The sequence below is a fragment of the Pseudomonas sp. FW305-70 genome (genome assembly GCF_058783925.1).
This window is the reverse complement of sequence record NZ_JBYSYZ010000005.1, coordinates 141,419-158,611: the sequence shown is the minus strand read 5'-3', so window position 1 is coordinate 158,611 and position 17,193 is coordinate 141,419. Positions and strand designations below refer to the sequence as shown.

General features: G+C 59.9%; 17 protein-coding genes. 13 read left to right on the top strand and 4 right to left on the bottom strand.

The features are described 5' to 3' along the window. The first annotated feature begins 34 nt into the window (after positions 1-34). The 5 genes from AC3WN7_RS06120 to AC3WN7_RS06100 are packed head-to-tail and all read left to right on the top strand — an operon-like array spanning position 35 to position 4,018. On the top strand, positions 35-1,000 hold the full coding sequence (locus tag AC3WN7_RS06120) for a sulfonate ABC transporter substrate-binding protein (RefSeq protein ID WP_007976344.1): 966 nt from the start codon (positions 35-37) through the stop codon (positions 998-1,000). A gap of 25 nt (positions 1,001-1,025) precedes the next feature. After that, positions 1,026-2,174: an FMNH2-dependent alkanesulfonate monooxygenase gene (gene ssuD / locus AC3WN7_RS06115; RefSeq protein ID WP_102673502.1), complete on the top strand. Its 1,149-nt coding sequence runs from the start codon at positions 1,026-1,028 to the stop codon at positions 2,172-2,174. A gap of 9 nt (positions 2,175-2,183) precedes the next feature. Further along, a complete protein-coding gene (ssuC, locus tag AC3WN7_RS06110; RefSeq protein ID WP_007976348.1) occupies positions 2,184-2,966 on the top strand; it encodes an aliphatic sulfonate ABC transporter permease SsuC in 783 nt (260 codons plus the stop codon). Then, positions 2,963-3,769: an aliphatic sulfonates ABC transporter ATP-binding protein gene (ssuB, locus tag AC3WN7_RS06105; RefSeq protein WP_102673501.1), complete on the top strand. Its 807-nt coding sequence runs from the start codon at positions 2,963-2,965 to the stop codon at positions 3,767-3,769. The genes ssuC and ssuB overlap by 4 nt, the downstream gene beginning before the upstream one ends. Before the next feature lie 33 nt (positions 3,770-3,802). Continuing rightward, a complete protein-coding gene (locus AC3WN7_RS06100; RefSeq protein ID WP_007967989.1) occupies positions 3,803-4,018 on the top strand; it encodes a TOBE domain-containing protein in 216 nt (71 codons plus the stop codon). A gap of 175 nt (positions 4,019-4,193) precedes the next feature. On the opposite strand, the gene AC3WN7_RS06095 is transcribed toward AC3WN7_RS06100, so the two are convergent. The 3 genes from AC3WN7_RS06095 to AC3WN7_RS06085 all read right to left on the bottom strand — a co-directional run bounded on the left by AC3WN7_RS06095 (position 4,194) and on the right by AC3WN7_RS06085 (position 7,258). Then, a complete protein-coding gene (locus AC3WN7_RS06095) occupies positions 4,194-4,832 on the bottom strand; it encodes a TetR/AcrR family transcriptional regulator (RefSeq protein WP_095964267.1) in 639 nt (212 codons plus the stop codon). A 92-nt stretch (positions 4,833-4,924) separates the two neighbouring features. After that, complete coding sequence (locus AC3WN7_RS06090) at positions 4,925-5,677, bottom strand: carbonic anhydrase (protein ID WP_102673500.1); 753 nt, start codon at positions 5,675-5,677, stop codon at positions 4,925-4,927. Between the two features lie 204 nt (positions 5,678-5,881). Then, entirely contained in the window at positions 5,882-7,258 is a 1,377-nt protein-coding gene (locus AC3WN7_RS06085; protein ID WP_015097275.1) for a glutamine synthetase family protein, read from the bottom strand. Between the two features lie 278 nt (positions 7,259-7,536). Here AC3WN7_RS06085 and AC3WN7_RS06080 point away from each other — a divergent pair, with 278 nt between their 5' ends. From AC3WN7_RS06080 to AC3WN7_RS06045, 8 genes are all read left to right on the top strand, one after another. Then, entirely contained in the window at positions 7,537-7,887 is a 351-nt protein-coding gene (locus AC3WN7_RS06080) for a hypothetical protein (RefSeq protein ID WP_095964266.1), read from the top strand. Positions 7,888-7,925: 38 nt separating this feature from the next. Next, positions 7,926-9,284: a glutamine synthetase family protein gene (locus AC3WN7_RS06075; RefSeq protein ID WP_102673499.1), complete on the top strand. Its 1,359-nt coding sequence runs from the start codon at positions 7,926-7,928 to the stop codon at positions 9,282-9,284. Positions 9,285-9,344: 60 nt separating this feature from the next. Next, positions 9,345-10,709: an aspartate aminotransferase family protein gene (locus tag AC3WN7_RS06070; RefSeq protein ID WP_102673498.1), complete on the top strand. Its 1,365-nt coding sequence runs from the start codon at positions 9,345-9,347 to the stop codon at positions 10,707-10,709. 188 nt (positions 10,710-10,897) lie between these two features. After that, positions 10,898-12,010 carry a polyamine ABC transporter substrate-binding protein gene (locus tag AC3WN7_RS06065; protein WP_095964265.1) on the top strand — a complete coding sequence of 371 codons (1,113 nt, stop codon included), beginning with the start codon at positions 10,898-10,900 and terminating at the stop codon, positions 12,008-12,010. 240 nt (positions 12,011-12,250) lie between these two features. Beyond that, a complete protein-coding gene (locus tag AC3WN7_RS06060; protein ID WP_095964264.1) occupies positions 12,251-13,348 on the top strand; it encodes a polyamine ABC transporter substrate-binding protein in 1,098 nt (365 codons plus the stop codon). A gap of 72 nt (positions 13,349-13,420) precedes the next feature. Continuing rightward, positions 13,421-14,563 (top strand): ABC transporter ATP-binding protein, encoded by a 1,143-nt coding sequence (locus AC3WN7_RS06055; protein ID WP_095964263.1) that lies wholly within the window; start codon positions 13,421-13,423, stop codon positions 14,561-14,563. 35 nt (positions 14,564-14,598) lie between these two features. Then, on the top strand, positions 14,599-15,480 hold the full coding sequence (locus AC3WN7_RS06050; RefSeq protein WP_172435671.1) for an ABC transporter permease subunit: 882 nt from the start codon (positions 14,599-14,601) through the stop codon (positions 15,478-15,480). Then, positions 15,477-16,367 carry an ABC transporter permease subunit gene (locus AC3WN7_RS06045; protein WP_015097268.1) on the top strand — a complete coding sequence of 297 codons (891 nt, stop codon included), beginning with the start codon at positions 15,477-15,479 and terminating at the stop codon, positions 16,365-16,367. Before AC3WN7_RS06050 ends, AC3WN7_RS06045 begins: the two co-directional genes overlap by 4 nt. Positions 16,368-16,508: 141 nt before the next feature. Here AC3WN7_RS06045 and AC3WN7_RS06040 read toward each other — a convergent pair whose 3' ends face one another. Further along, positions 16,509-17,150, bottom strand: a complete 642-nt coding sequence (locus AC3WN7_RS06040) for an HD domain-containing protein (RefSeq protein ID WP_095964261.1) — start codon at positions 17,148-17,150, stop codon at positions 16,509-16,511. Between the last annotated feature and the right edge of the window lie 43 nt (positions 17,151-17,193).

Below are 17,193 nucleotides of genomic sequence, written 5' to 3'. Positions count from 1 at the left end.
GCAGCCAAAACCCAACTGCAAAAAGGAGAGCGCCATGCGCCCTGTCATTTTGCGTCGTGGTCTGGTCGCTCTGTTTGCTGCGGCTGTCACCTTCGGCGCCATTACTCAAGCCCAGGCCGAGACGTTACGAATCGGCTATCAGAAATACGGCACTCTGGTGCTGCTCAAAGCCAAAGGCACCCTGGAAAAACGCCTCGCTGCCCAAGGCGTGGACGTGCAATGGACTGAATTCCCCGGTGGCCCGCAACTGCTTGAAGGCTTGAACGTCGGCTCCATCGACTTCGGCGTTACCGGCGAAACCCCTCCCGTGTTCGCTCAAGCGGCTGGCGCTGATCTGCTCTACGTAGCCTACGAACCGCCAGCGCCGCACAGTGAGGCGATCCTGGTGCCGAAGGACTCGCCGATCAAGTCGGTGGCAGAGCTCAAGGGCAAGAAGGTCGTGCTCAACAAGGGCTCCAACGTTCACTACCTGCTGGTGCGTGCGCTGGAAGACGCCGGCCTCAAATACACCGACATCCAGACCGTCTTCCTGCCGCCGGCCGATGCCCGCGCTGCGTTCGAGCGTGGCAGTGTCGACGCCTGGGTCATCTGGGACCCGTACCAGGCCGCCGCCGAACAACAGTTGCAAGCGCGCACCCTGCGCGATGGCCAAGGCATCGTCGACAACCATCAGTTCTACCTGGCGACCAAACCCTACGCGCAAAAAAATCCCGAGGTGATCAAGACCCTGGTCGAAGAAGTGCGCGCAGTGGGCGACTGGTCACGGGCCAATCCTGAAGACGTGACCCAGCAAGTCTCGCCACTGCTCGGCCTGTCGGCAGACATCACCCGCACTTCGGTGAAACGCCAGGGCTACGGCGCGTTGTTCCTGACTCCGGAAGTGGTCGCGGCGCAGCAGAAAATCGCCGACACCTTCTACCAGCTCAAGCTGATTCCAAAGCAATTGAGCATCAAAGACGTGATCTGGACGCCGCCGGCCGCCGTTGCGAAAGCCCAATAATTCGATCCCCCAAGGAGACCACTCCATGAGCCTCAATATCTTCTGGTTCCTGCCTACCCACGGCGACGGCCATTACCTTGGCACCGCCGAAGGCGCACGCGCCGTTGACCACGGTTACCTGCAACAAGTCGCGCAAGCGGCGGACCGACTGGGTTTCGGCGGCGTGCTGATTCCCACCGGGCGCTCCTGCGAAGATTCGTGGCTGGTGGCGGCGTCGCTGATCCCGGTGACCCAGCGTTTGAAATTCCTTGTCGCCCTGCGCCCCGGGATCATTTCCCCGACGGTGGCGGCGCGTCAGGCCGCGACCCTGGATCGGCTGTCCGGCGGCCGTGCGCTGTTCAACCTGGTGACCGGCGGTGATCCGGAAGAGTTGGCGGGCGATGGTCTGTTCCTCAGCCACGAAGAGCGCTACCAGGCTTCTGTGGAGTTCACCCGTATCTGGCGCCGCGTGCTGGAAGGCGAAACCGTTGATTACGACGGCCAGCACATCAGCGTGAAGGGCGCGAAACTGCTCTATCCACCGATCCAGCAGCCGCGCCCGCCGCTGTACTTCGGGGGCTCTTCGGATGCCGCGCAAGACCTGGCTGCCGAACAGGTGGAAATGGTCCTGACCTGGGGCGAGCCGCCGGCCGCCGTGGCGGAAAAAATCGAACAGGTCCGCGCCAAGGCCGCGAAACTCGGTCGCACCGTGCGCTTTGGCATTCGCCTGCATGTGATCGTGCGCGAAACCAACGATGAAGCCTGGAAAGCCGCGGATCGACTGATCTCCCATCTCGACGACGACACCATCGCGCGTGCCCAGGCGTCGCTGGCGCGCTTCGATTCGGTCGGTCAGCAACGCATGGCCGCATTGCATGGCGGCAACCGCGACAACCTGGAAGTCAGCCCGAACCTGTGGGCCGGTGTCGGCCTGGTGCGTGGCGGTGCCGGTACGGCGCTGGTGGGCGATGGTCCGACCGTGGCCGCCCGCGTGAAGGAGTACGCGGACCTCGGCATCGACACCTTTATTTTCTCCGGTTATCCACACCTGGAAGAGTCGTACCGAGTCGCCGAACTGCTGTTCCCGCACCTCGATGTCGAGCGTCCTGAACTGCCGAAAAGTGCGGGCTACGTGAGTCCGTTCGGCGAGATGGTCGCCAACGACATTCTGCCCAAAGCCGCGTCCCAGAGCTGAGGCGCGGCCATGAAGAAAATCATCCACAGTCTCGCGCCCTGGGCGTTGCCGGTGTTGCTGCTGGCGGTGTGGCAGTTGAGTGTGTCGGCGGGCTGGTTGTCGACACGGATTCTGCCGGCGCCGGTTGCCGTGATCGAAGCTGGCGTGAGCCTGGTGCGCAGCGGCGAAATCTGGACGCACCTGGCGATCAGTGGCTGGCGTGCCGCGCTGGGCTTCACTATCGGCGGCGGCATCGGCCTGACGCTCGGCTTCATCACCGGCCTGTCGAAGTGGGGCGAACGCCTGCTCGACAGTTCGGTGCAGATGATCCGCAACGTGCCGCATCTGGCGCTGATTCCGCTGGTGATCCTGTGGTTCGGCATCGACGAGTCGGCGAAAATTTTCCTGGTGGCGCTGGGCACGTTGTTCCCGATTTACCTCAACACCTATCACGGCATCCGCAACGTCGACCCGGCATTGGTGGAGATGGCGCGCAGCTATGGCCTGACGGGTTTCAGCCTGTTCTGGCAGGTGATCTTGCCGGGGGCGCTGCCTTCGATTCTGGTTGGCGTGCGCTTCGCCCTGGGCTTCATGTGGTTGACGTTGATCGTCGCGGAAACCATCTCCGCCAGTTCCGGTATCGGTTATCTGGCGATGAATGCCCGGGAGTTCTTGCAGACCGACGTGGTGGTGCTGGCGATTTTGCTCTACGCGGTGCTCGGCAAACTGGCCGATCTCGCGGCCCGTGGACTTGAGCGTGTGTGGCTGCGCTGGCACCCGGCGTATCAGGTTGCCAAGGGAGGTGCGGCATGATCGCGGAACAACCTCCACGCCTGCTGCGCGGCATTCCGCTGGCGGTGCGCAAGCTGCAAAAAACCTTTGGCTCGCGGCAGGTGCTGCGCGAAATCGACCTGCACATTCCGGCGGGCCAGTTTGTCGCCGTGGTCGGTCGTAGTGGCTGCGGCAAAAGTACCTTGCTGCGTTTGCTCGCCGGCCTCGATCAACCAACCGGCGGCGAGTTACTCGCCGGTGCCGCGGCCTTGAGCGACGCTCGGGAGGACACACGGCTGATGTTCCAGGAAGCGCGTTTGCTGCCCTGGAAAAAGATCATCGACAACGTCGGTCTGGGCCTCAAGGGCAACTGGCGGCCGCAAGCGCTGGAAGCACTGGACGCGGTGGGCCTGGCCGACCGCGCCAACGAATGGCCGGCAGCGTTGTCCGGTGGACAGAAGCAACGCGTGGCGTTGGCCCGTGCGTTGATTCATCAGCCGCGCCTGCTGTTGCTCGACGAACCCTTGGGTGCGCTGGATGCCCTGACCCGAATTGAAATGCAGCAACTGATCGAACGGCTCTGGCAGCAGCACGGCTTCACGGTGTTGCTGGTGACCCATGACGTCAGTGAAGCGGTGGCGATTGCCGATCGGGTGATCCTGATCGAAGACGGTGAAGTCGGCCTCGACCTGCACGTGGAACTGCCGCGCCCTCGAGTGCGCGGCTCCCACCGGCTGGCGGCGCTGGAAACCGAAGTCCTCAATCGCGTGCTGGCGCTGCCCGGCCAACCACCGGAGCCGGAACCTGTTTCACCCTTGCCTACGCAATTGCGCTGGGCTCAATAACTCAAGTCTTACCCAACGACAGGAATCAACATCATGACTATCAAGGCCATCAACGTTCGCAACCAGTTCAAAGGCTCCATCAAGGAAATCGTCCTCGGCGACGTGCTGTCGGAAATCGACGTGCAGACCGCTTCCGGCATCGTCACTTCGGTGATCACCACGCGCTCGGTGAAAGAGCTGGAACTGGCGGTGGGCAGTGAAGTGATCGCGTTTGTGAAATCCACTGAGGTGTCGATCGCCAAGTTGTAAGTCACATGCGTAAACAACAACCCCGAAGGGATTGAGCCCTTCGGGGTTTTTGTGCATGTGTATCAGCGGTATTCGCGGCGCGGCCTTCGCGAGCAAGCCCGCTCCCACATCTGGAATGCATTCCCCTGTGGGAGCGGGCTTGCTCGCGAAGAGGCCGGCGTGACCAAGAAATATCTCAGGCTGGAATGCCGCGCTTGGGCAAATACGGCGGCAGATAAAGCCCCACATAAGCATCAAACACCCGCATCCCTTCCTCGGCCATGCGCGGCGTAATCTGCCCGTGCTGCTGCACCGAGCGTGCATACACCCGGTCGCCAAGCTCCATGGCCAGGGCGAACACATCGACATCATCCGGTAGCGTCGGCAGCTCGAAGTGGTGATCGAACAGCTTGTGCATCAGCTCGCCCAGTTCGAGGTCGTGCTGGCGGTCAGCTTGAGTGACTTCGGTCAGGCCGTGCTGGGCGAGGATCAGTTGGCGCGCGGCGGCGTCCTCTGCGTAGATGTCCAGCATGCGTTGTTCCACCAGGCGCGACAGGTCGCGCCAGCTGCCGAGGGCGTGATGATTGATGGGTGCTTGCAGGCACGCGCGGAAGGCCGCATGGACGTCGGCGGTCAAGGCTTCGAGCAACGCCGGGACGCTGGCGAAAAAGTGGTAGACCGAGGAAGGCGGGATCTCCGCACGCTCGGCGACGCTGTAGATCGACAGACTGGCCACGCCCTCGGCCGCCAGCAATGTGCGGGCCGCATCGAGTATCGAATCGATCCGCGCCTGGCTGCGTGCGCGGGGTTTGCGGGGGGTGGCTACGCGTGTCATTGAAGTCTCCTGCGGGGCAGCGGGCATTGTACGAGGCGGGTGGCACCTTGTCTGTATGGGCACCGCTGCCCAAATCCGGCGATCAGGATCGCTTAACCACCGACGTGCACACTCCGGCCGTTCAAGGGTTGAACCGGGCGTGCATTCATTGGATACAGCGCCTGGAACGCCTCCAGTTGCGCTCGGGATAATTGCACTGGCGTGGTCAGTACATTCCAGCGCACGCCTTCGGTACAAGGAGGTGTTGTCAGAGACCCCATGTAGAAATAGGCATTGAGGCTCGCAGGTAGTAGCTGTGCAACGTTTACCGTGTCCAGATGCGCAATACCGCCCGTGTGCTTTGGCATGGCTGCCAGGATGGGTTCCAGGGCCGGGTTGTGTGCGCCTTCTTCAAACAGCAGGGCCACCACGGCCAGTTCGCCTGCGGCGTTGCGGTGAACCAGATGCGCGTCCAGTGGAAAGGTACGGCCCTGGATCATTTCTTCGCTTGGCGTATGGAAGTGCATTTGTACGAACGAGTAGCGGCCGGAGTCCAGGGTGATCCCGCCAGCGTCGACCGGTGTTACCTGAATCGTATGACCGTTATTCGACACCGTGGCTTTGCTTGGCTGATAAGCAACGTTCAGAGGTTCAATGTCAGTCTTGATCGCGTCACGGATATCGATAGGCGATTGTGTTTTGCCAGATGAGCAGAGGCTGTACTCGCTTTTCAGTTCGCCCCAGTTTTGCGGACCGTTGGGGGCCGAATAGCTCCATGCGGCCGTATCGTCGGCACCCGCCCAGGCGGTTGTGCACAAACCGGCGGCGATCAGAGTGATGGTTGCGCCCAATAGCTGTTTTTTCATGGTCGTTCTCACACGTAGGCAGGAAAACGGGAAGGCTCCCGGTGGCCGGAGTGTGAGGTTGTGGTGAGGATGTGGCTGTAGTCAGTATCTGGTTGGTGCGTAGGAATTTTCATTGGTTCCGACAGTGAGCGTTCCACAACAAATCGCGAGTAAAAAAAACGCCGCAGGCTGTGGGGCCGGCGGCGTTGTGTTTACTGCAGTCGCTTACACGGTATGCAGGTACCAGTTGTACTCGAGGTCGGAGATGGAGTGTTCGAACTCCTCCAGCTCGCTCTCTTTACAGGCCACGAAGATATCGATGTATTTCGGATCGATGTACTTGGCCATGACTTCGCTGTCGTCCAGCTCGCGCAGCGCATCACGCAGGTTGTTCGGCAGGCTTTGCTCGTTTTGCTCGTAGCTGTTGCCTTCGACCGGAGCGCCAGGCTCGATCTTGTTGACCAGACCATGGTGCACGCCTGCCAGGACCGAAGCCATCAGCAGGTACGGGTTGGCATCGGCGCCGGCCACACGGTGTTCGATGCGCACGGCATCGGCAGAACCGGTCGGCACGCGAATCGCTACGGTACGGTTGTCCAGGCCCCAGCACGGCGAGTTCGGCACGTAGAACTGTGCGCCGAAACGACGGTAGGAGTTGACGTTCGGGCAGAGGAAAGCCATCTGCGCCGGTAGGGTCTCGAGCACACCGCCGATCGCGTGACGCAGTGCGGCGTTCTGCTCGGGATCCTCACTGGCAAAAATGTTCTTGCCGTCTTTGTCGAGAATCGAGATGTGGACGTGCAGACCGTTACCCGCCTGGCCTGGGTAAGGCTTGGCCATGAAGGTGGTGTCCATTTCATGGTCGTAGGCGATGTTCTTGATCAGGCGCTTGAGCAGGACCGCGTAGTCGCAGGCCTTGATCGGGTCGGCCACGTGGTGCAGGTTCACTTCGAACTGCGCCGGGGCACTTTCCTTGACGATGGCGTCGGCCGGAATGCCTTGCTCTTTGGCACCTTCCAGAATGTCCTGGAGGCAGTCGACGTATTCGTCGAGGTCGTCGATCAGGTAGACCTGGGTCGAGTGCGGACGTTTGCCGGAAACCGGCGAACGAGGTGGTTGCGGACGACCGTTCACGTTCTCCTGGTCGATCAGGTAAAACTCCAGTTCGAACGCGGCGCAGATAGTCAGGCCCATTTCGTCGAACTTGCGCACCACATTGGCCAGCACTTCACGCGGGTCGGCGAAGAAGGGTTCGCCTTCGAGTTCGTGCATGGTCATCAACAGTTGCGCGGTCGGGCGCTTCTGCCATGGCTCGTTGCACAGGGTATCGGGGATTGGATAGCAGATTCGGTCAGCATCACCGATGTCCAGGCCCAGGCCGGTGCTTTCCACCGTCGAGCCGTTGATATCCAGAGCAAATAGAGAGGCCGGCAGGTTGATGCCTTTCTCGTAAACCTTGTGGAGGCTGGTGCGTTCGATGCGCTTGCCGCGCACCACACCATTCATATCCGCAATCAGAAGGTCAACGTACAGAACCTCAGGATGTTCCTTAAGGAACGCGTTCGCTTCGTTAAGCTGAACGGCACGCGGGGGTACCGACATGATGCAACACCTTTGTTGTTAAAAATATCAATCATTGATCTTTTCTGGTTTCAGTCAACCCGAACGGCATGCTGAAGTCAAGCGAGGCCTTTTTTGCCCTAAAAAAGCGCTCGTGTGGCTTTTTTGAGGCACTTTGGGGCGATTTTACTCCGCAGGACGTAGCGGCGGCCGCGAGCTTGAGCGGGCCGTGTTGTATTTTTTACGGGGGTGTTGTGTAAAAAAATGAACAAGGCTAAGCTCGAATCAAACCCATAACAGCAATAATACCGGGGTGCTTCATGTCTCGCCTGCCGATAATCGGCGTCACCGACTGCTCAAGACAGCTCGGTCGGCATGTTTATCACATCAGTGATGACACGACCGTCCGTTCCGTGGTCTCGGCGCTTGCGGTGATCCTCCCATCCGCGACGGTTCAACCGTCCCCGTCCGATATTCTGGACGGTCGCGATGGCACCCCCATTACGGTTACTCCATTCAATATAGAACCGATTCACAATAGCGGCCTGACCATCGTTCGGGGCATCGCTCGTGATTCTGCACGCCCGGCCTCTGCGGCAGTGTTGGCAAACACCATAATCTGCCGCAGAAACGCTCTACAACGCGACGCCGATGCGTCAAACAACGCCTGACCTTGAAAGGGTCAGACAACTCAAGCCTAGAGGCATTTATGAGTAACAACCTCGACCAGCTCACCGATTGGTTGAAAAACCACAAGATCACAGAAGTCGAATGCATGATCGCCGACTTGACCGGGATTACCCGGGGCAAGATTTCGCCGACCAACAAATTCATCGCCGAAAAAGGCATGCGCCTGCCAGAAAGCGTTCTTCTGCAGACCGTGACCGGCGATTACGTCGAAGACGACATCTATTATGAACTGCTCGATCCGGCTGACATCGACATGGTCTGCAAGCCGGACGCCGACGCCGTCTACGTGGTGCCGTGGGCCATCGAGCCGACCGCCATCGTTATCCACGATACCTACGACAAGCAAGGCAACCCGATCGAGCTGTCGCCGCGCAACGTACTCAAGAAAGTCCTGAAGCTCTATTCCGACAAAGGCTGGCAGCCCATCGTGGCGCCGGAAATGGAGTTTTACCTGACCAAGCGCAGTGACGACCCGGATTACCCGCTGCAGCCGCCGATCGGCCGCTCCGGTCGCCCGGAAACCGGTCGCCAGTCGTTCTCCATTGAAGCTGCGAACGAATTCGACCCGCTGTTCGAAGACGTCTACGACTGGTGCGAACTGCAGGACCTGGACCTCGACACGCTGATCCACGAGGACGGCACGGCGCAGATGGAAATCAACTTCCGTCACGGCGATGCCCTGTCCCTGGCCGACCAGATCCTGGTGTTCAAACGCACCATGCGCGAAGCCGCGCTCAAGCACGACGTGGCCGCGACCTTCATGGCCAAGCCGATGACCGGCGAGCCGGGCAGTGCCATGCACTTGCACCAGAGCATCATCGACATCGAGACCGGCAAGAACATCTTCTCCAATGACGACGGGACCATGAGCCAGTTGTTCCTGCACCACATCGGTGGCTTGCAGAAACTCATTCCCGAACTGTTGCCGCTGTTCGCTCCGAACGTCAACTCGTTCCGCCGCTTCCTGCCCGATACCTCGGCGCCGGTGAACGTGGAGTGGGGCGAAGAGAACCGCACCGTGGGCCTGCGGGTTCCGGATGCCGGGCCGCAGAACCGTCGGGTGGAAAACCGCCTGCCGGGCGCCGATGCCAACCCGTACCTGGCGATTGCCGCGAGCCTGCTCTGCGGGTACATCGGCATGGTCGAAGGCCTGAATCCGAGTGCGCCGGTGGTAGGGCGTGGCTATGAACGCCGCAACCTGCGCCTGCCCCTGACCATCGAAGACGCGCTGGAACGCATGGAAAACAGCGCGACCATCGAGCGTTACCTTGGTAAAAATTTCATCACTGGCTACGTCGCGGTCAAGCGGGCCGAGCATGAAAACTTCAAGCGCGTGATCAGTTCGTGGGAAAGGGAATTCCTGCTCTTTGCCGTCTGATGCGCCGGGCGCCGCCGCAGTCGAGCGGCGCCTTCACCTGATTTTTTTTAGGAGATTCACATGACCAGCAACAACCCGCAAACCCGTGAATGGCAAACCCTGAGCAACGATCACCACCTGGCTCCGTTCAGCGACTTCAAGCAGCTCAAAGAGAAAGGCCCGCGGATCATCACCAACGCCAAGGGCGTTTACCTCTGGGACAGCGAAGGCAACAAGATCCTCGACGGCATGGCCGGCCTGTGGTGTGTCGCGATTGGTTATGGTCGCGATGAACTGGCCGATGCCGCCAGCAAACAGATGCGCGAGCTGCCTTACTACAACCTGTTCTTCCAGACAGCGCACCCGCCGGTACTGGAACTGGCCAAGGCCATCGCCGACATCGCGCCGCAAGGCATGAACCATGTGTTCTTCACCGGCTCCGGCTCTGAAGGCAACGACACCATGCTGCGCATGGTTCGTCACTATTGGGCGATCAAGGGCCAGCCGAACAAGAAAGTCATCATCAGCCGCAAGAACGGCTATCACGGTTCCACCGTGGCCGGCGCGAGCCTGGGTGGCATGACGTACATGCATGAACAGGGCGACTTGCCGATCCCGGGCATCGTCCACATTGCCCAGCCGTACTGGTTCGCCGAAGGCGGCGACATGACCCCGGAAGAATTCGGTGTGTGGGCGGCCAATCAGCTGGAAGAAAAGATTCTGGAAGTCGGCGTCGACAACGTCGGTGCCTTTATTGCCGAGCCGATCCAGGGCGCCGGTGGCGTGATCATTCCGCCAGACACCTACTGGCCGCGCATCAAGGAAATCCTCGCCAAGTACGACATCCTGTTCGTGGCTGACGAAGTGATTTGCGGTTTCGGTCGTACCGGCGAGTGGTTCGGCAGCGATTTCTACGGCCTCAAGCCAGACATGATGACCATCGCCAAGGGCCTGACCTCGGGCTACATCCCGATGGGCGGCCTGATCGTGCGTGACGAAGTAGTGGACGTGCTCAACGAAGGCGGCGACTTCAACCACGGCTTCACTTACTCCGGTCACCCGGTGGCGGCTGCGGTGGCGCTGGAAAACATCCGCATCATGCGCGACGAGAAAATTATCGAGCGCGTCCATGCAGAAACGGCACCGTATTTGCAAAAGCGTCTGCGGGAACTGAACGATCACCCGCTGGTGGGTGAAGTTCGCGGGGTCGGTTTGTTGGGGGCCATCGAACTGGTCCAGGACAAGGCCACGCGCAAGCGTTATGAGGGCAAGGGCGTCGGCATGATCTGCCGCCAGTTCTGCTTCGACAACGGCCTGATCATGCGCGCCGTCGGCGACACCATGATCATCGCTCCGCCACTGGTGATTACACCGGCGGAAATCGATGAACTGGTGACCAAGGCTCGCAAGTGTCTTGACCTGACCCTGAGTGCATTGCAGGGCTAAGTGCTAGGCTCTGAGCGGAAGTCCGAAGTTCTGCATATGAAGTTGGAACTTTCGCTCAGAACTGTCAGAAAGCGTGACCGTTTCCTTGAAAGACCGATGTGGATCTTGCCAGACTAGCCGCGGTTCCAGTTGCCCGGGTTCGGCCGCTGAACAAGTGGTTCAAAAAAGAAAAATTTGGAGCATTACGCATGAAGGCACTAGGTAAAAAGCTCGCTGGCAAGACTCTGCTTGCCATGTCCGTGATGGGTTTGATGGCGGGCGCGGTTCAGGCCGATGACAAAGTACTGCACGTGTACAACTGGTCCGACTACATCGCACCGGACACCGTCAAGAAGTTTGAAGACGAGTCGGGGATCAAGGTTGTCTATGACGTCTTCGACAGCAACGAAACCCTGGAAGCCAAGTTGCTGGCAGGCAAGTCCGGTTACGACATCGTTGTACCGTCGAACAACTTCCTGGCCAAGCAGATCAAGGCTGGCGTCTACCAGAAGCTGGACAAGTCCAAGCTGCCTAACTGGAAGAACCTGAACACCGACCTGCTCAAGGCCGTTTCCGTGAGCGACCCGGGCAACGAGCACGCCTTCCCGTACATGTGGGGTTCGATCGGTATCGGCTTCAACGCCGAGAAGGTCAAGGCAGCACTGGGTGCCGACGCACCGACCAACTCCTGGGACCTGCTGTTCAAACCTGAAAACGCCGCGAAGTTGAAAGCCTGCGGTATCAGTTTCCTCGATTCGCCAACCGAGATGATCCCGGTGGCGTTGCACTATCTGGGCTATCCAACCGACAGCCAGGACAAGAAACAACTGGCCGAAGCCGAAGCGCTGTTCCTGAAAATCCGTCCTTCGGTAGGTTACTTCCACTCGTCCAAGTACATCTCGGACCTGGCCAACGGCAACATCTGTGTGGCCGTGGGTTACTCGGGTGACATCTACCAGGCCAAGGCACGCGCTGCCGAAGCCGGTGACAAGGTGAAAGTCAGCTACAACATTCCGAAAGAAGGTGCCGGCAGCTTCTACGACATGGTCGCCATCCCTAAAGATGCCGAAAACGTCGAAGGCGCCTACAAGTTCATGACCTTCCTGCAGAAGCCGGAAATCATGGCTGAAATCACCAACGCCGTACGCTTCCCGAACGGTAACGCGGCCGCCACGCCGTTGGTCGATAAAGAAATCACTGCCGACCCAGGCATCTACCCGCCGGCGGACGTGCTGGCCAAGCTGTACGCGATTGCCGACTTGCCGGCCGCGACCCAGCGGATCATGACCCGCAGCTGGACCAAGATCAAATCGGGCAAGTGAGTAAAACCCTGTAGGAGCGAGCCCGCTCGCGATGGTCGTCAACGATGACACTGGGTGCCTGACACCCCGCGGTGCTCACAGCTTCATCGCGAGCAAGCTCGCTCCTACAGGTATCTGCATAAAAGTTTTGCTGGAACGGTTTTTCGAGGGTAAGTTGCGCGCCGGTTTTGTTGCCGGGCAACCACGGTTGTCATGTAACGCGGGGCAACTTGGGCCCAACTAATTTCAGAGGACCTCCACGTGCCTGTTTTTTCTTTGTTGCGCAATGCCATGCTGGTGGGCGCCGGGCTGACGATGGCCGTCAGTGTCCAGGCCGCCGGTACCGTGCATATTTATAACTGGTCGGACTACATCGGCGAGACCACCCTGGCCGACTTCCAGAAAGAGACCGGGATCAAACCGGTTTATGACGTTTTCGATTCCAACGAAACCCTGGAAGGCAAGTTGCTGGCCGGGCGTACCGGCTACGACGTGGTCGTGCCGTCGAACCACTTCCTCGGCAAACAGATCAAGGCCGGGGCATTCCAGAAGCTCGACAAGTCGCAGCTGCCGAATTATTCGAACCTCGACCCGGTGCTGCTCAAGCGCCTGGAGCAGAACGATCCGGGCAACCTGTACGCCGTGCCGTACCTGTGGGGCACCAACGGCATCGGTTACAACGTCGACAAGGTCAAGGCTGTGCTGGGCGTCGATACGATTGATTCGTGGGGCGTGCTGTTCGAGCCGGAGAACATCAAGAAGCTGCAAAGCTGTGGCGTCGCGTTCCTCGATTCCGCCGATGAAATGATGCCGACAGTGCTCAACTACATGGGCCTGAACGCTAACAGCACTGATCCCAAGGATTACGAAAAGGCCACCGCCAAGTTGCTTGCCGTGCGCCCTTACGTGACCTACTTCCACTCCTCCAAGTACATCGCGGACCTGGCCAACGGCGATATCTGCGTGGCGATCGGTTTCTCCGGCGACATCTTCCAGGCCAAGAACCGCGCCGAAGAAGCCAAGAAAGGCGTGAACATCGCCTACTCGATCCCGAAAGAAGGCGGCGCGCTCTGGTTCGACATGCTGGCGATTCCGAAGGACTCGGCCAACGTCAAGCAGGCTCACGCCTTCATCAACTATTTGCTCAAGCCTGAGGTCATCGCTCAGGTCAGTGATTACGTCGGCTACGCCAACCCGAACCCCGGGTCGGACAAACTGATGGAACAGTCCATTCGCACCGATGAAGCGGTTTATCCACCGCAAGCGGTACTCGACAAGACCTACGTGTCGGTCGAGTTACCGCCGAACATTCAACGTTTGATGACCCGCAGCTGGACCAAGGTCAAGTCGGGCAAATAGCTTCAAGGCTCAAACTATCCAAGGTTGGCTCACCTTGAGCGAACTGCACTCTTTTTTTTGGGAGTTTCGTAAATGGCAGTTGCCTCCGGCGCCTATAAGAAAGCCCTCGAGGGCGACCAGCAACCTAAACAGGTGCTGGTCAAAATCGACCGGGTCACGAAGAAGTTCGACGAGACGATTGCCGTGGACGACGTGTCCCTGGAAATCAAGAAGGGTGAGATCTTCGCCCTGCTCGGCGGCTCGGGATCGGGCAAGTCCACGTTGCTGCGCATGCTCGCAGGTTTCGAACGGCCCACGGAGGGGCGCATTTTCCTCGATGGCGTAGACATCACTGACATGCCGCCCTACGAGCGGCCGATCAACATGATGTTCCAGTCCTACGCGCTGTTCCCGCACATGACCGTGGCGCAGAACATCGCGTTCGGCCTCAAGCAGGACAAACTGCCTGCCGCCGAAGTCGATGCGCGGGTGGCCGACATGCTCAAGCTGGTACAGATGAGCCAGTACGCCAAGCGCAAGCCGCATCAGTTGTCCGGTGGTCAGCGTCAGCGTGTGGCCCTGGCCCGTTCCCTGGCCAAGCGACCGAAGCTGCTGCTGCTCGACGAACCGATGGGCGCACTGGACAAGAAACTGCGCTCGCAAATGCAGCTGGAGCTGGTGGAGATCATCGAGCGTGTCGGCGTAACCTGCGTCATGGTGACCCACGACCAGGAAGAGGCCATGACCATGGCCGAGCGTATCGCAATCATGCACCTGGGCTGGATCGCCCAGATCGGCAGCCCGATCGACATCTACGAAACCCCGACCAGCCGCCTGGTCTGTGAATTCATCGGTAACGTGAACATCTTCGAAGGCGAAGTGATCGACGATGCCGAAGGCCACGCGATCATTACCTGCAAAGACCTGGATCGTCAGATCTACGTCGGCCACGGCATCAGCACTTCGGTGCAGGACAAGTCGGTCACCTACGCGATCCGTCCGGAAAAACTGCTGGTCACCGCCGACATGCCGACCTGCCAGTACAACTGGTCCAGCGGCAAGGTGCACGACATCGCCTACCTGGGCGGGCACTCGGTGTTCTACGTCGAACTGCCAAGCGGCAAGCTGGTGCAGTCGTTCGTGGCCAACGCCGAACGTCGCGGGCAGCGTCCGACCTGGGGTGATCAGGTCTACGTGTACTGGGAAGACGACAGCGGCGTGGTGCTCCGCTCATGAACATGCGCAAATTCAAGCGTCGACTCAATCGAATAATTCCCGGTGGCCGTCAGATGGTCATCGGGGTTCCCTTCATCTGGCTGTTCCTGTTCTTCATGCTGCCGTTCTTCATCGTTTTGAAGATCAGCTTCGCCGAAGCGGACGTGGCCATTCCGCCCTACACCGAAATCTACAGCTACGCCGAGCAGAAGCTGCAGTTGCTGCTTAACCTGGGCAACTACGCCATGCTGGCCGGTGACGAACTGTACATCGCCGCTTATCTGGGCTCGTTGAAGATGGCGCTGTTCAGCACCATCCTCTGCCTGCTGATCGGCTACCCGATGGCCTACGGCATCTCCATTGCCCGCAAGGAAGTGCAGACGGTGCTGGTGCTGCTGATCATGATGCCGACCTGGACCGCGATCCTGATCCGCGTGTATGCGTGGATGGGCATCCTCAGCAACAACGGCCTGCTCAACGGTTTCCTGATGAGCATGGGCTGGATCAGCGAGCCACTGCAGATCCTCAACACCAACCTGGCGGTCTACATCGGTGTGGTTTATTCCTACCTGCCGTTCATGATCCTGCCGCTGTACGCCAACCTGGTGAAGCATGACCAGAGCCTGCTGGAAGCTGCGTCCGACCTGGGCTCGAGCACCTTCAACAGCTTCTGGAAAATCACCGTGCCGCTGTCGAAAAACGGCATCATCGCCGGCTGCATGCTGGTGTTCATCCCGGTGGTGGGTGAGTTCGTGATTCCGGAACTGCTTGGCGGCCCGGAAACCCTGATGATCGGTAAAGTGCTCTGGCAAGAGTTCTTCAACAACCGTGACTGGCCGGTGGCGTCTGCCCTGGCGGTGGTGATGCTGGCGATCCTGATTGTGCCGATCATCCTGTTCAACCGCAGTCAGGCCAAGGAAATGGAGGGTAAAGAATGAAGCGCTTCCGTTTCTCCAGCCTGATGCTGGTAGTGGGTCTGTTGTTCATCTACCTGCCGATGCTGATCCTGGTGATCTACTCGTTCAACGCCTCGAAACTGGTGACGGTGTGGGGTGGTTGGTCGATCAAGTGGTACGTCGGCCTGCTCGACAACTCGCAACTGATGGGCTCGGTGGTGCGCTCGCTGGAAATCGCCTGCTACACGGCGGTGGCGGCGGTGGCGCTGGGTACCCTGGCGGCGTTCGTCCTGACGCGTATTACGCGCTTCAAGGGCCGCACCCTGTTCGGTGGCCTGGTGACCGCGCCGCTGGTGATGCCTGAGGTGATCACCGGTCTGTCGCTGTTGCTGCTGTTCGTGGCCATGGCGCAGATGATCGGCTGGCCGCAGGAACGCGGCATCGTCACCATCTGGATCGCCCACACCACCTTCTGTGCGGCCTATGTGGCGGTGGTGGTCTCGGCACGCTTGCGCGAGCTGGACCTGTCCATCGAAGAAGCGGCCATGGACCTGGGCGCGAAGCCGTGGAAGGTGTTCTTCCTGATCACCATCCCGATGATCGCGCCGTCGCTGGCAGCGGGCGGCATGATGTCGTTCGCCCTGTCGCTGGATGACCTGGTGCTGGCGAGCTTCGTGTCGGGCCCGGGGTCCACGACCCTGCCGATGGAAGTGTTCTCGGCGGTACGTCTGGGCGTGAAGCCCGAGATCAACGCCGTGGCCAGCCTGATCCTGCTGGCGGTGTCCATTGTGACCTTCCTGGTCTGGTTCTTCAGCCGTCGCGCCGAAGAAAGCCGCAAGCGTGCGATCCAGCAAGCGATCGAAGAAGCGGCAGCCGATTCGTGGAAGCAACCGGACGTGCGTCGCGCGCAGGCACCGGAAGCGGCCTGAGCCTGATGCCGGGTTGACCACAACCTTGTGGCCAACCCGGTCCATATGTGGGAGCGGGCTTGCTCGCGAAGAGGGAGTGTCAGCCGACATCATAGTCGCCTGACACACTGCATTCGCGAGCAAGCCCGCTCCCACATTTGTTTATGCGATCCATGGGGATTGGCGAATGACCTCGACGAAGTTCATCGGCTTGAATCCCGGTTCCTGATCCACCAGCACATCCGTCTTCACATTCCCGAACGTAGTCTGCGGACGATGACGCAAGCCATCGGCAAACGCGCAGATGATGCACTCCTTGAACCCCTCGCCCCGTGGATGCGCATGCACCACCGCTTCACGCTGCACGGTGGAGAACGCCGCGTAGTCCATGCCCAGCACGTCCATCTCGACTCCAGCCGTTACCAGCGCCACGGTGGGCCGCAAATGCTGAGGAACGCCCGGTGTGGTGTGCAGGGCAATCGATAGCCAGACCTGCTCGATATCGTCGTCGCTCAGCCCGTAAGGCTTGAGAAATGCGGCTGCCGCATTGGCGCCATCGACTTCGAAGCGCTCGTTGTCGCTGCGGTGACCCACCACCAGGCCCAGGTCATGGAACATCGCGCCGACGTACAGCAATTCCGGGTTGTAGGCCAATTGCTTGCGCTCACCGCTCAGGGCGCCGAACAGGAATACCCGACGCGAGTGGTGGTAGAGCAGGTCCGATTCGATGTCACGGATGTATTCGGTGGTGGCCTTGGCCAGCGCGCTGTCGGGGATCCTGATGCCGGCGATGGTGGTGCTCATGGAGTTTTCCTCGTCGTGAACGCCTGGGTGGCGCTGAGGGTTT